The organism is Kribbella sp. NPDC056951, assembly GCF_042674205.1.
Lineage (GTDB): Bacteria > Actinomycetota > Actinomycetes > Propionibacteriales > Kribbellaceae > Kribbella > Kribbella yunnanensis.
The window spans coordinates 1058054-1072415 of the sequence record NZ_JBHUQZ010000003.1; the positions used below are offsets into that span (position 1 = coordinate 1058054).

Here is a 14362-nt window from a genome sequence, read left to right on the forward strand (position 1 = left end):
ATGCCAGTCATCGAACTCACCGACGTGTCCCGAGCCTTCACGGTCACGTCACGGACAGGATTCCGCCGCACCAGACGCGAGGTCCGCGCCGTCGACGGCCTCTCCTTCACCGTCGAACCCGGCGAGGTCGTCGGCTACATCGGCCCGAACGGCGCCGGCAAGTCGACCACCATCAAGATGCTCACCGGCATCCTCGTCCCCAGCGGCGGCACCATCCGCGTCGCCGGCGTCGACCCGTCCCGCCACCGCCTCAAACTGGCCAAACGCATCGGCGTCGTCTTCGGCCAACGCACCACGTTGTGGTGGGACCTACCCCTCAAGGACTCCTTCGCCGTCCTCCAGAAGATGTACGGCGTCCCGATCGCCCGCCACCGCGAAAACCTCGCCACCTTCGTCGAACTCCTCGACCTCGGCGACCTACTAGACGTCCCCGTCCGTCAACTGTCCCTAGGCCAACGCATGCGCGGCGACATCGCCGCCGCTCTGCTCCACGACCCCGAAATCGTCTACCTGGACGAACCCACCATCGGCCTGGACGTCATCAGCAAGGCCCGGCTCCGCGAATTCCTCGCCCAGGTCAACGCAGAACGCCGTACCACCGTCATCCTCACCACCCACGACCTCGACGACATCGAAGCCCTCTGCACCCGAGTCATGGTCATCGACCACGGCCGCCAGATCTTCGACGGCACCCTCCCCACCCTCCGAGCCAGCCAGTCCGCCCCCAGAACCCTGGTAGTAGACCTGGCCACCTCCCTCCCACCCATCACCGTCCCAGGCGCCACCGTCACCAAAGTCGACGGCCCCCGCCAGCACCTCACTTTTCCCCCCACCACCAGCGCCGCCCCCCTGGTAGCCCATCTAGCCGCCACCTACCCCCTAGCCGACCTAACCATCGCCGAACCCACCATCGAATCCATCATCACCCAGCTCTACACCCCCACCCCTGACCTCAGCTGAGATCGGCGATCATCGAAGCAAAGACAACCTCGGGGTGCATGGCGCTCTCGTCCGCCCGCCATCGCTCCAGCGAATCCGCGAGCTCAACCTCGTCCAGCTGTCCGACCCCATCCCGGATCGCCCGCTGTGCCTCGGCGATTCCGATGTCGACGTACTGCAACTCGTTCAAGAAGAAGTAGTCGTGCCGGGCACCGTCGTTGCGATGAAACTTCCCCGTGTTGCCCACGTAGGTCCACACGTCCTCATCCACCAACGCGGCCACCCACAGCACGTCGTCGCCGTTCTTGATGTAGAACAATCGAGTCATCGGGTGATCCCATCCTGTCGCTGCTGGTTCGGTTGCCGGTACTGCGCTTGGTCTTTGGCCGGTGACTGACCCGCGGACTGGGAGCCCTTGGCCCTGGCGGCCTGCTTACCGTAGCTAATGGCGCGCACCGGAATCCCGCCCAACTCGGTGAGTTCGTCGATTCCAGCGGGCTGAGTCATCGCGTGCGACAGTTCGATGCACTCTCGTCGGGCGGCACCACGCACATCGCGCGGCTGGTCGAGATCCCGCTCGATCTCGTACAGCGAGGTGGTCTGCTCTTTGACTCGGATGGACTCCGCCGAGTGCACCTGGAGTTCGTAGCGCTGCTCATAGCTGCGGAGGGAGGTGTGCAGGCCTTTGTAGCGACTCCCGTCGACATAGGAGTGATGAGCAGCCTCCATCTCGGCCTGCTGACCCGTCAGGCGATCGATGGTTCGGACGGCGGCGGCGGTGAGGTCGTCGGGGTGTTCCACGGCGGCCGTGTAGCGAAGGACGTCCTCAGGCTGCCCACCGGTTCGCTTGTACAGGTCTTGGTACCTGACCAGCTTCCGGGCGAGGGATTGCGGAGACTTCATCCGGTTCGCGAGGTGGTACGGCGTTGCTTCCGAGCCGATCGCGGTCAGGACGGCGGCAGTGATCCGGGATTCGGCACGCGCTGCTGCGGTGAGCAGGCGCAGGCTCTCGGCCGTCGCGCCCTCGCCGTACTGTGCCGCGATCTCGGCCTTGGCCGGAATCCGGTCGCCCCAGTCGAGCTGTCCATGGGCCGCACTTGCCCAGGCGTGCAGGTCGGTTGGCTCCGGCAACTCCCGCAGACCGGCTGACATCGCTCCCCCTGGGGTCGATTGGCTCGTCCTTCGACGGTAGGGAGGATTTGGGGGGCTGTGGGGTGGGTTTGGGGATCTGTGGATAACTCGGGGTGGTTACGAAGGTGGGGTGGGGGTGACTTGGGGGTGGTGGGGTCGTTGAAAAATGTGGGTTGGGACCCAACCTGAGTGGGATTCGAGGGGTAGAACAGGTATGCCGACGATGACGGGTGAGGCCGTGGTGGTGATGGGGCCGCCGGGGGATGGGCCTGGCTTTGTTGCGTGGGTGCGGCCGCATGTGGGGGCGATGGCTCGGTTGGCGGGGCGGTTGGGGGTGGGGGCGGACCGGGACGACATCGTGCAGGAGGCGTTGGCGCGGGCTTGGGTCAAGCGGGGGCAGTACGACGGGAGCCGTGGTACCGCTTCGGCGTGGTTGCTGGCGATCACGGCGGATCAGGCGCGGAAGGCGGCTCGGCGGGTTCGGCCGGCGGGGGTGCTGGAGGAGCAGGATGTGCCGGGGGTGCGGCCTGATGTGGAGGGCCGGATCGATGTCGGGCAGGCGTTGGGGGAGTTGCCGCCGCGGCAGCGGCTGGCGGTCGACTGTTTTTACTTCGCGGATCTGTCGGTGGCCGACACGGCCGCGGTGATGGGGTGTTCCGAGGGCACCGTGAAGTCCACGTTGTCCGATGCGCGGGCTCGCTTGCGCACGTTGCTGGAGGTCAGGGAATGAAACCGATCGACGAGATCGACGACCTGCTGACGCGAGCCGGTGCGCAGTGGCGGGCCGATGAACCGTCGGCGCCGGAGCCGGATCTGGAGCGGATCACCGGTGCGAGCCGGCGACCGCAGCGGTGGGTGCCGGTGTTGGCTGCGGCCAGTGTGGTGGCGGTGGCTGCGGTGACGCTGAGCCTGCTCCCCAACGGCACCCCGGCGACGCCGCAGAGCGGGCCGCCAGCACCCGCGACGCCCGAGGCCGTCCAGTCCTTCGCCAACCGGAACGAGCCGACCGGTTCGAACGACGACCTCCTGGTCCGCGACGGCAGCAAGGTGCGAGTCAGCGGTCAGGTCATCGCCGCGCCGAATGTCGCCCCGGTCTTCTGCCCGGACCGCCCGATCCCGACGATCGGCTACTTGCCGGGCAAGGCGCCGGCGCCGACCTGTCCCGACGGGCTCAAGGTCGCGCTGACCGGCGTCAACGTCAACCTTTTGACCGACCTCGAAACCATCCAAGGCGTTCGCACCGGCCGCGCCACGCTCACCGGCATCTGGACCAACCGGACCATCGCCGTGCAGCAGCAGGCCGCGCCCACTCCGCCGCCCAACGTAGTGACCCCGCCGCTCCCGTGCCCGCCGCCGAAGGGTGGCTGGCCGGTCAAGCCGAGCAACCTCGACGACCCGAAGGTCACCCAGTTCCTCGACAAGCACCGTGATCAGGCCTTCGGCCCGGTGATCTACCACCCGTACGGCGAGGGTCGCACCAAGCCTGTGGTGATCTTCGTCGGTGTCGCGCACGGTGATCGCGCGGCGTTCCGGAAGGCGTTCGAGGCGGTCTACAAGGGCAACCTCTGTGTGGCCCCGGCCCAGTTGAGTCGCGGTGACGCCGACCAGCTCTCCGGCAAGCTGGCCGGCCTGATGGACCGCGACGACCTCGGCATCACCTCGTCGCACACGGCGATGGACGGCGCCAGCGAGAACGTTCAGCTCCTCGTCTACACAGACGCGGTGAAGGCGGCGCTGGCCCCGATCGGTCTCGGCAAGCTGCGGATCGAGCCGGCGGTTCTCCCCGTGGCGTAGGGCTTCTTCGAGCAGGATCGAAAGGCCGGACGGACCTGTCCTCGCCGTGTCATCGTGTCCGCAAAGACACGAGGGGTGAGGTATGGCGAAAGTGCTGTCCGGACTCGTGGTAGGGGCATCGCTGGTGCTCTCGGCGTTCTTGCCGATCACCAGCGACGCCGCTCCGCAGCCCGTCGAGAAGCCGCTGGCCCAAGCGCCGGCCGAGGTCCTGCCGGCCCGCCCGAACACGGTCCGCAACCCGGTCCGGGAGAACGCCGCCGACCCCTGGATGGTGTTTGCCGACGGCAATTACCACCTGCTGTACACGCACGGCGACATCCTCGTCGGCGTCTCCGCCCCCTCGGTGGCAGGCCTCGCGTCCGCACCCCAGCAGACGCTCTGGACGCCGTCGGCCGGTGAGGCGTGCTGCAACCTGTGGGCGCCGGAGATCCACCAGTTCGACGGCAAGTGGTACCTGTACTACACCGCCGACAACGGCAACGACTCCAAGCACCGGATGTTCGTCCTCGAAGCCGATCATCCGATGGGCCCGTACACGTTCAAGGCGAAGCTCGACACCGGCGACTTCCACTCGATCGACGGCAGCGTCATGAAGCTTCCGGACGGCCGCCTGTTCCACCTGTGGTCGAGCGGTCGCGCCAACGGCCAGAACCTGTACATCGCCCCGATGAGCAACCCGTGGACGATCAGCGGCCCACCGGCCCAGCTCACCACCCCAGACCAGCCGTGGGAGCAGAACGGCCGCAAGGTCACCGAGGGCCCAGTCTCGCTGATCCACAACGGCAAGGTCTATATCTACTACTCCGCCAGCGCGTGCGAGTCGCCCGACTACTCGCTCGGCGTCTTGGAGCTGACCGGCAGCGATGTCCTCAGTCAATCGTCGTGGACCAAGTCCAGCGGACCGGTCTTCAAACGCAACGACGCGGGCTGGGTCTTCGGCACCGGTCACCACGGATTCTTCACCTCGCCCGACGGCAAGGAGACCTGGATCGTCTACCACGGCGTGACGAGCTCGAACGGTACGCCGGTCGGCAGTTGCAGCGCGGGTCGCGCCGTACGGGTCGGCAAGGTCACGTACGACGCCGCCGGCAAGCCGCAACTCGGCGTACCGAAGTCTTCGTGGGAGACGGTCACCCTGCCGAGCGGTGATCCGGGTGCCGACATTGTGGCCAATGGCACCTACAAGTTGTCGCCGAAGAACAACCCGAACAACCTGCTCGAAGTTGCCAGCTGCTCGACCGCCGATGCGGCGAATGTGCAGGTCTGGACCGCGAACGGCGGTACCTGCCAGCAGTGGAAGGTCACCTACAACGGCGACGGTTCGTACAAGCTGCTGGCCGCTCACAGCGGCAAGGCTCTCGATGTGGCTGCGTGTTCGGGTGCCAACCACGCCGACGTGATCCAGTGGCCGTACTGGGGTGGTGACTGCCAGGAGTGGTATCTCGATGCCCTCGGCAACGGGTACTACAAGGTGATCTCGAAGATCGGTGGCAAGACGCTGGACGTGGACGGCTGCTCGACCGCGGCCGGGGCCGACGTCCGGGTCTGGCCGTACTGGCAGGGCGCGTGCCAGCAGTGGAAGCTGGAGAAGGTCGGATGAAGCGCTGGGTGGCACTGATCGCGGCGGCTGCACTCGCTGTCGGCGGGCAGCAGGCGATGGCGAAGGAGACCAAGGCCGAGCAGCAGTTCCCGGATGTGAAGACCAGGACGAAGGGCATCATCCCGCCCGGCGGCGTACTGACGTCGAAGACCGGCGGGAACACGGTCGACGCGGAGACCCGCGAGGCCAAGCCGCGGGCAGACGGCCGGTATCACTATGACTCGCCCAAGCTGATCCAGCGGCTGAAGGCGATGAACGTGAACACCTACCTGTTCGGGATCTGGGAGTCGCCGACCGACTGGGACGACCTGCGCAGTGAGTTCGCACCGCTGGCGCGGGCCGCAGGGATCGACGTCTGGCTGGACCTGGTACCGCCGTCGGAGTGCCAGGCCGATCGTCCGGAAGGCCCGTACCTGGAGGGCTACTGCTCGCGCCCGTTCAAACTCGACTTCATCGCGTGGGCGCGGAACATCGCGACGCTCTCGCTGCAGTACCCGAATATCAAGGCCTGGCAGATCGACGACTTCCTGATCGCGCGGAACAGCGACCTGTTCACTGGCCCGTACCTCGCGCAGATCAAGGCGACCCAGGACGCGATCAACCCGAACCTCGGGTTCCTGACCACGATGTACCACTGGGACTACACCGCCGATCACCTCGAGAAACTCGCGCCGTACATCGACGGCGTCCTGTTCCCGTACCTCGGCGGTGCGCAGAGCACCACGGATCCGCGTTTCCTCGCCGCGCAGATGGACGAGCTGCTCGGGAAGTTGAACCCGCTACACCTCGATCTGATCCTGCTGCTCTACACAGACCGCTTCCTCGATGCTGCGCTGCCGCCAAGCCCCGAGTACGTCGCGGAGTCCCTCAAGGTGGCGATGCCGTACGCCGCTGATGGTCGCATCGGCGGGATCGTTGCCTACGGCGCCCCGGTCAACTACGACCGCCGACCGACGATTGCCTCGAACAACCTTGCCCAGACCGGTGAAGGCCGCTTGAGCTTTGCCCAAGGCATCTATACGACCGCGCCGGCAGGCGGATTCGCGGAGGCCTATCAACAGGTCACGGTCGATCCGGCGGCCGGCAGCTACAACCTGCGGTTCGCAACGTACGACCAGGTCAGCCGGACGCCGGCCAAGTCCGGCAAGCTGTATAAGGAAGTGCTGGTCGACGACCAAGTGGTGTGGCGATCGGATGTCGCCGACGAGTTTGGGTTCACGTGGGCGCCCGCCTCGGTCGACCTGACTGCCGCACTGCGCGGCAAGACGACCGCCAAGCTGAGTCTCAAGCTCTACGCCCAAGCTCCAGCGAACTTCCCGATCGACGTCGGCTTCGACAGTCTGGTCCCGACCGGCTTCACGATCGCCAACTTCGGCTTCGAGGACGTCAACCCGGCCACTCGTGGGTGGCAGCTCAAGCAGCAGAGCCCGATCATCCACGGCACGATCGACAAGGTCACCCCGCACCAGGCCAAGGACGTGTACGACGTGATCGCGGCCGCGTTCGGCGGTCAGCCGCAACCCGCCGTACCGACGACTCCGTCGGCCCCGATTCCGCCGGACCTGCCCCGAACGGGAACGACGTACCAGCCGGGTGGGGTTGGCGCGATCCGCAACAGCGCGATGTATGGCAAGGGTCGGTTGAGTCTGTTCGTGCCGGAGCGATCGGCGACCAACGCGGGTGCCTGTGTCTGGGCCGAGCAGCGGATGGCCGTCGACCCGAACGCGCCGCGGTACGAGATCTCGTGGTGGGACTACGACGCGTACGCCGCCGACCTGCTCGGGTATCACCTGAAGCAGGTGACGATCGTGACGTCGAAGGAGAAGAAGCTGCTCAGCAACCTTGATGCCGCCGAGGCGCCGAAGGTCTGGATGAACGGCCAGGGCAACTGGGGTGCGGTGGACATCACTCAGTTCGTCCGCGGCGAGACGTCGGTGGTGCTGCAGGTCGCGCTGTGTGAGCAGCAGGGCGTCGGCGACTACATGATCGATGTCGGGTTCGACGAGATCGACGCGGTCGGGCTCTCGGTGACGAACGGCGACTTCGAGCAGGGCGCTACCGGCTGGACGATCTTCAGTCCGCACGCGGGTATGAAGGCGCAAGTTCTGACCGCTGGCTGACGATTCCGGACGTGACCATTTGACGGACGTCGTAAGGATATCGATTTCCCGGGTGATGATGAGACTCTCCTGACGGAGTCTCATCACCGCCGCCCTCCTGAGGAGACAGTCGATGTCCGGACGCTTCCGCCTGCCTGTTGTCGCCGCACTGACCGGGCTGGTCCTGGCCGTTCCCCTCGTCGTACCGGCCGCCGCTGCTCCCGCTGAGGTTGTGGGCAAGGGGGCGGTTGGCTGGGAGACGCTGCGGCAGCTGGACCGGTTGCCGTATCTGTCGTCCGGGACGAGCACCCGCCAGTTCTCCGGGTTTGCGCGGAGCGGTAGCAACAACGACGGGTTCGACGGGGCGGACTCGTGCTTGCGGCAGGTCGCCGCGGGGTGCGTGATCGCCGAGGATCTGGGGCCCGGTCAGATCGACTCGATCTGGTTTACGAGGTTGCGTAATGACGTTCCAGACGTGACCGACACCGGGACGATCGCGATCACGCTGGACGGTACGACGGTGCTGAACCGGTCGCTGAAGGATGTCACCGACGGTCGAGTCGGTGCGCCGTTCGTGCACCCGTTGGTCGCTAATGCGTCGCAGGCCGGTGGTGGATTCCAGATCAAGGTGCCGATGGCATATCGGCAGTCCATGCAGATCGTCGTACAGCGCAACCCGCTCTTCTACCACGTCAACTATCGCCACTTCCCGGACGCGGACGGCGTGACCAGGTTCGACCCCGCCGACCAGGCGAACGACGTACTGGCGACGTTGCGAGCAGCCGGTACGGCGGATCCGAAGCCGGCCGTTTCTGGGTCGACCACGGTTGGTCAGACGCATCCGGTCGGGGCTGGGCAGGAAGTTGCCTTCGGCACCGTTCAGGGGCCGGGGGCGATCAGTGCGTTGCGGATGCGGTTCGTGGGGGTGACGCCGTCGGACGCCGTGCTGGCGGGGTTGCGGTTGCGGATCGCGTTCGACGGCCGCCGTACGGTCGACTCGCCGGTTGGTGAGTTCTTCGGGACCGGATTGGGCGCGTATTCGGTGAAGTCGCTGATGTTCGGTGCCGATCCGGGCGCGGGTGGATGGTTCACGACGTGGTGGCCGATGCCTTATCGGGAGTCGGCCGCGGTTTCGCTGGTGAACTCCACCGGCGCAGCCGTTGGGAACGTCGAGTTGCAGCTGACGAGTGCACCGGACACAAAGTGGAGCACTGCTCTCCTTCCGGGTGGACCGGCGGCGTATTTCACCGCGTTCTCGCGCAGCGGCAAGACCGCGTGGGGCGACGACTGGGTGGTGGCCGACCAGACCGGCCGCGGCAAGCTTGTCGGGGTTGCGCAGACGATGGCGGGGGTCAACCGCGGGTACCTGGAAGGCGATGAGCGGGTCTACATCGACAGCTCGCTGTCGCCGCAGCAGCATGGAACCGGCACTGAGGACTTCTATGAGGCCGGTTGGTACTTCGCTGGGGGTCGCTACAGCGCGGCCTTCACTGGCAACACTGCGCACGAGGTGGGGAACGCTGGTTGTGCACAGGAGTGTGATGCGGTCTATCGGCTGCTGCTGACCGAGTCGATCTCCTACGACTCCGCACTGCGGTTCGGAATCGAGCACGGGCAGCAGAACGACTGGTTTGCCGACTATGGGTCGACCGCGTTCCTCTACACGCAGCCCACGGTCAGTACTCGCGAGACGGATGCGCTCGATCTGGGTGACTCTGCGGCGCGGAGCGCTCATCAGTACGCCGACAGTGGCACCGCGGCGACTCTGAACAGCGTGGCCGAGGGGGACTTCGACTACCTGCCGATCACGGATGAGGTCCGCTCAGGTCAGGGACCGATCACCTTCCGGATGGCGGTCGATTCCGCGAACCGTGGGGTGCTGCTGCGGCGGATCTCGGACCAGGCGCAGAAGTACCAAGAGGCGGCGGTCAGTGTGGACGACGTACCGGTCGGGACCTGGCGGCAGCCGCTCGGCAACGGGACGATGCGTTGGCTGTCCGACCAGATCCCGCTGCCGGCTTCGGCGACCGCCGGCAAGAGCAGTGTCAAGGTGACGATCACGCCCGTTGGCACTTGGACTGCGGCCCGCTATCTCACCGCGAGCATCGTCAACCCGTACGCCGCCGGTGGCGGGCTGGCCGCGCCCACCGGGCTGACGGCGACACCTCGCGAACACGCCGTGCTGCTGAACTGGAACCCGGTGCTGGAGGCAACGTCGTACCGGATCTACTCGGCCACCACGGCCGACGTACCGGTGACTCCCGCGAACCTGGTCGGGACTGCGCCGACGCCGGGCTTCCTGCACAAGGCGTTGAAGGGTGGTCAGCAACGGTTCTACAAGGTGATCGCAGTCGATGCCTCCGGCAACCTTGGTGTTGCGGCGCCCTTGGCTGCGGCGGCGAAGATCGCGACTGTGTCCGATGTCGATGCTGATGGCAAGGATGACATCGTGACGTTCCTGCGGGGAGATGCCGCTGATGTGTACGTCGCTAAGTCGACCGGGACCAAGTTCGGCGAGGGCAAGCTGTGGCACTCGTCCTTTGCCATCAGCAACGAGATCCCAGCCACCGGTGACTTCAATGGGGACGGTCGCTCGGACATCATCACCTTCACTCGCGGAGCTGCAGCGGATGTCTGGGTCTCGTTGTCGAACGGTGTCGACGGGTACCTCCCGGCCACCAAGTGGCACGACCACTTCGCGCTTGACGGAGAGGTGCCGATGGTCGGCGACTTCAACGGCGACGGCAAGGACGACATCGTCACCTTCACCCGCGGTACCACCCACGACGCCTACGTCTCGCTCTCCGACGGCAACCGCTTCGTCCAGGACAGCTGGCTCTGGCACGGCGACTTCGGCTGGCCCGGCGAACTCCTGGACATCGGCGACTTCGACGGCGACGGCCGCGACGACATCGTCACCTTCACCCGCGGCACGACAGCCAGCGTCTTCGTAGCCCTCTCCGACGGCAAGTCCTTCCTGGGCACCACCTGGAAATGGCACGCCCACTTCGCCATCAACACCGAAACCCCCGACGTAGGCGACTACAACGGCGACGGTCGCGACGACATAGCCACCTTCGCCGCCGGCACCTCAGGAGACGTCTACGTAGCAACCTCAACCGGAACGGCGTTCATCGGCGACGGCAACCTCTGGCACAGCTTCTTCGCCCCCACCCCCGAAGTCCCCGGCTCCGGCGACTTCACCGGCGACGGCCGCTCCGACATCATCACCTTCACCCGAGGCGCCGCAGGCGACGTCTTCGTAGCCCCCTCCAATGGCCAAGCCTTCACCCCCGACCCCCAAGCCCCCCTCTGGCACGACTACTTCGCCCCCAACACCGAATGGCCGGCCCCATCCGCCCTGCGCCCCTAGACGGCGTTGTTGAACCGGTCCCGGTCGTGGAAGAAGTCGACGAGGAGGCGGGCGGTGGTGGCTGGTTGTTCGATGGCGGGGGAGTGGCCGGCGTCGGGGACCATTTCGGGCTGGATGCCGAGGCGCTCGGCCACCTCGTTCTGGATGGGGAGCGGCCAGCCGTCGTCGGTTTCGCCGTACACGAGCTGCGTGCGAACACCCGCTTTAGCCAACCGGTCCGTCTTATCGACAGCATCAGTCAGGTGCCGGGTGACCGCAGCCAGCCCGACCGGGGAGTTGCTGATGAAGCGTTTGCGGAGGAAAGCGGCGATCTCCTCGGGCGGTTCGACGTACCCGGGGTTCTTGGCGTCGTGTTCCAGCTTCAGGTCGTAGACCTGCTCGATCGGGAGGTTGTCGAGCCCGAAGGCGAGCATCTGGAGCCCCTGCAGTGTCTGCTCATCGGTGAAACCAGACGGACCAGTGCAGAGCAGCGTCAACGTCGAGAACACCGACGCATCCGTGAGCACCGCCTCCCGCGCAACCAGTCCGCCGAATGAGTGCCCAACCAGCTGGCTGTAGCCGCCGAGTGCCACGCTCATCGCCACCACATCCGCGCCGAGCGCCTCCAGCGTGTACGCCGAGGGGTCGTCCGGCCCGGCGGTGTCGAACTGACCGCGCTGGTCCACGCCTACCGCGATCCACCCGTAGCGCGCCAGGTGGTGGAGCAGCGGAGTGAAGTCCTCCTTGCTGCCGGTCCACCCCGGAACGAGCAGTACCGTGCCGAGCGGCGTACCGATCTCCGGTACTGCTCGCAGGGTCGCGAAGGATCCGCGGTCGGTCTCCAGCGTCGCTGGGTGAACCCCGTCCGGCAGCGTCATCGTTCGTGGCGTACTCACAAGTAAAGAGAGTAGCGGCTCAGTCGGTCCGCACCAGTTTGGCCGTTGCCACGGCGAGTACGGCGATGATCGCGGCACTCATCAACACAGCCAGCTGCACACCGCCGGTGTAGGCGTCCCGGGCGCTCGCCAGCAACTCCTGGGCGACCGGACCGGGCAGACTCTCCGCAGCTGCGATCGCACCGCCCAGAGTGTCCCGAGCAGACTCCGCCGCACCGCCCGGCACCGTCACACCAGCCCGGTACGCCGCTGTGACCAGGCTGCCGCCAATCGCGATCCCCAGTGCCATTCCGAGCTCGGTGCCCGTCTCACCCATGCCAGACGCGACTCCGGCTCGTTCCGGCGGCGCGCTGCTCACCACCACGTCGTACGTGAGTGCCAGAACGACCTGGATGCCCAGGCTGACCACAGCCAAGCCGATGACCACCGGTAGCCGACCAGCGGTCGCCATCAACGCCAGTCCGGGTACGGCGACGCCGAAGCCGACTGTCATCGCCGTACCAGCGCGCAGGTGGCGGACAACCCACGGCGCGGCCAGTGTCCCGACGATGCCGGTCACCATCATCGGCAGCATCCAGAGGCCGGCCTCGAGCGGTGACATGCCCAGCACCAGCTGGAAGTACTGCACAGTCAGGAACTGCAGTGCGGCCAGCACATACAGACCGAAGGTCTGCGCACCAAGCGACGCACTGAACGCAGCCCGCCGAAACAGCCGCAGATCGACCAGCGGCTCACTCAGACGGAGCTGGCGGCGTCCGAACACCCAACCGAGCGCGATACCGACCAGAGCCACCACCAGCGTGGTCAGATGCAGCTCACCCTTCGCAGTCTCCTTGATGGCGTAGACAACCGCCACAATCGCGCCCGTAGACAGCACGACGCTCAGCAGGTCGATCCGACCGGCCTTCGGGTTGCGGAACTCGGGCAGTAGCAGCGGTGCGGCGATCAGCAGGAGCACCAGCGGCGGTACGCCGATCAGGAACACCGAACCCCACCAGAAGTTGTCCAGCAGCACGCCGCCGATCAGCGGACCGGCCATGCCGCCGACCATGAAGTTCGTCATCCAGATCGCGATTGCCAGCCGCCGCTGATCCGGGTCCTGGAACATGTTGCTCAGCAAGGAAAGTGTCGACGGCATGAGCGTCGCCCCGGCCAGCCCGAGCAGAGCCCGGGCCGCGATCAGCAGCTCCGGACTGGTCGCGAACGCGGCCAGCGCCGACGCCCCCAGAAACCCGGCCGCACCGATCATCAGCAGTCGACGCCGACCGATCCGGTCACCGACTGTGCCCATCGTGACGAGCAGACCGGCGACCACGAACCCGTACACGTCAACAATCCACAGCAGCTGCGAGGAACTGGGGGAGAGGTCCGTGCTCAGCACAGGCGCGGCCAAGTGCAGCACCGTCGCGTCCAGGCCGAGCAGGATGGTCGGCAGCGCCAGGACGGCGAGGCCGAGCCATTCGCGGCGGCCGGCCCGCGCCGGAGCAGTCGTCGGAGAGATCGTCGATTCGCTCATGTCGGCCATGCTGGGAGTTAAAGTCCCCTTGAGGTCAAGAGCGGGGCGTGACGGACGGGACACGGACTGATGCAACCGGTCGTTCCGCCGTGCGGCACAATGGCCGCGTGCCTCCTCGCACTCTCGCGGTTGCCAACCAGAAAGGCGGCGTGGCCAAGACGACCACCGTCGCCACACTCGGTGCTGCCCTGAGCGAGCTCGGCCAGCGCGTACTGCTCGTCGATCTCGATCCGCAGGCCTGCCTGACCTTCTCGATCGGCATCGACCCCGAGGACCTGGACAAGTCGATCCACCACGTACTGCTCGGCGGAGTGCAGGCGCGCGACGTGCTGATCGAGTTCGACGAAGGCCCGGACCTACTCCCCGCGACCATCGAGCTCGCCACCGCGGAGGTGCAACTGGCCCGCGAGACCGGCCCCGAGCAGGTGCTCCGAACCGCCTTGCGATCCGTGCGCCCGGCGTACGACTGGATCATCGTCGACTGCCCACCCACCCTCGGCCTGCTCACCGTGAACGGGTTGTCCGCGGCAACCGACGTACTGATCCCCTTGCAGTGCGAGACATTGGCACATCGTGGCGTCGGGCAACTACTAGACACCGTGCACGACGTCCAACACCTCACCAACCCCACCCTGCGCGTGCTCGGCGTCCTACCAACCCTGTACGACGGCCGCACCACCCACGCCCGCGCTGTCCTCGAGACAATCGCCGAGGCCTACTCGCTCGACGTCCTCGCCCCAGCAATCCCGAAGTCCATCCGCTTCGCCGAAGCCCCCGCAGTAGGCGAAACCATCCTCACCACCGCCCCAACCTCCCCCGGCGCCAAGGCCTACCGAACCCTAGCCACCACCCTCCTCTAACCCCCACCCCCACCCCCACCCCCGCCCCCCGCCCGGCGCGCGCTCCCGCCCGCGCCCTCGCCCTCGCCTGGCGCCGTCCGCCCCGCGCCCGCGCCATCGCGCCGCGCCATCGCCCCCGCCTCGCGCCGTCCGCCCTGCGCCCGCGCCTCGCGCCGTCCGCCCTGCGCCCGCGCCC

The 14362-nt window shown here is 66.8% G+C and carries 11 protein-coding genes; 7 read left to right on the top strand and 4 right to left on the bottom strand.

Going from position 1 to position 14362, the window contains the following annotated elements:
• On the top strand, positions 1-960 hold the full coding sequence (locus tag ACFTSF_RS18065; RefSeq protein WP_380154808.1) for an ATP-binding cassette domain-containing protein: 960 nt from the start codon (positions 1-3) through the stop codon (positions 958-960).
• On the opposite strand, the gene ACFTSF_RS18070 is transcribed toward ACFTSF_RS18065, so the two are convergent.
• Together ACFTSF_RS18070 and ACFTSF_RS18075 are read right to left on the bottom strand one after the other, a co-directional pair.
• Positions 953-1267 carry a hypothetical protein gene (locus ACFTSF_RS18070; protein WP_380154809.1) on the bottom strand — a complete coding sequence of 105 codons (315 nt, stop codon included), beginning with the start codon at positions 1265-1267 and terminating at the stop codon, positions 953-955. The two genes, ACFTSF_RS18065 and ACFTSF_RS18070, sit on opposite strands and share 8 nt — an antisense overlap.
• On the bottom strand, positions 1264-2091 hold the full coding sequence (locus tag ACFTSF_RS18075) for a hypothetical protein (RefSeq protein WP_380154810.1): 828 nt from the start codon (positions 2089-2091) through the stop codon (positions 1264-1266). Before ACFTSF_RS18075 ends, ACFTSF_RS18070 begins: the two co-directional genes overlap by 4 nt.
• A 193-nt stretch (positions 2092-2284) precedes the next feature.
• On the opposite strand from ACFTSF_RS18075, the gene ACFTSF_RS18080 reads away from it, so the two are divergent.
• The 5 genes from ACFTSF_RS18080 to ACFTSF_RS18100 all read left to right on the top strand — a co-directional run bounded on the left by ACFTSF_RS18080 (position 2285) and on the right by ACFTSF_RS18100 (position 10936).
• Complete coding sequence (locus ACFTSF_RS18080; protein WP_380154811.1) at positions 2285-2800, top strand: RNA polymerase sigma factor; 516 nt, start codon at positions 2285-2287, stop codon at positions 2798-2800.
• Positions 2797-3864: a hypothetical protein gene (locus ACFTSF_RS18085; protein WP_380154812.1), complete on the top strand. Its 1068-nt coding sequence runs from the start codon at positions 2797-2799 to the stop codon at positions 3862-3864. The genes ACFTSF_RS18080 and ACFTSF_RS18085 overlap by 4 nt, the downstream gene beginning before the upstream one ends.
• An 82-nt stretch (positions 3865-3946) precedes the next feature.
• Complete coding sequence (locus tag ACFTSF_RS18090) at positions 3947-5464, top strand: family 43 glycosylhydrolase (RefSeq protein WP_380154813.1); 1518 nt, start codon at positions 3947-3949, stop codon at positions 5462-5464.
• Entirely contained in the window at positions 5461-7584 is a 2124-nt protein-coding gene (locus tag ACFTSF_RS18095; protein WP_380154814.1) for a hypothetical protein, read from the top strand. The genes ACFTSF_RS18090 and ACFTSF_RS18095 overlap by 4 nt, the downstream gene beginning before the upstream one ends.
• A 112-nt stretch (positions 7585-7696) precedes the next feature.
• Entirely contained in the window at positions 7697-10936 is a 3240-nt protein-coding gene (locus tag ACFTSF_RS18100) for a DUF2961 domain-containing protein (protein ID WP_380154815.1), read from the top strand.
• Here ACFTSF_RS18100 and ACFTSF_RS18105 read toward each other — a convergent pair.
• Positions 10933-11811, bottom strand: a complete 879-nt coding sequence (locus ACFTSF_RS18105; RefSeq protein WP_380154816.1) for an alpha/beta fold hydrolase — start codon at positions 11809-11811, stop codon at positions 10933-10935. The genes ACFTSF_RS18100 and ACFTSF_RS18105 overlap by 4 nt on opposite strands.
• 19 nt (positions 11812-11830) lie before the next feature.
• Positions 11831-13327, bottom strand: coding sequence for an MFS transporter (locus tag ACFTSF_RS18110; protein WP_380154817.1), 1497 nt, complete (start codon positions 13325-13327; stop codon positions 11831-11833).
• Positions 13328-13434: 107 nt separating this feature from the next.
• Between ACFTSF_RS18110 and ACFTSF_RS18115 the strand changes: the two genes are divergently transcribed.
• Positions 13435-14187: a ParA family protein gene (locus ACFTSF_RS18115; protein ID WP_380154818.1), complete on the top strand. Its 753-nt coding sequence runs from the start codon at positions 13435-13437 to the stop codon at positions 14185-14187.
• The last annotated feature ends 175 nt before the right edge of the window (positions 14188-14362 follow it).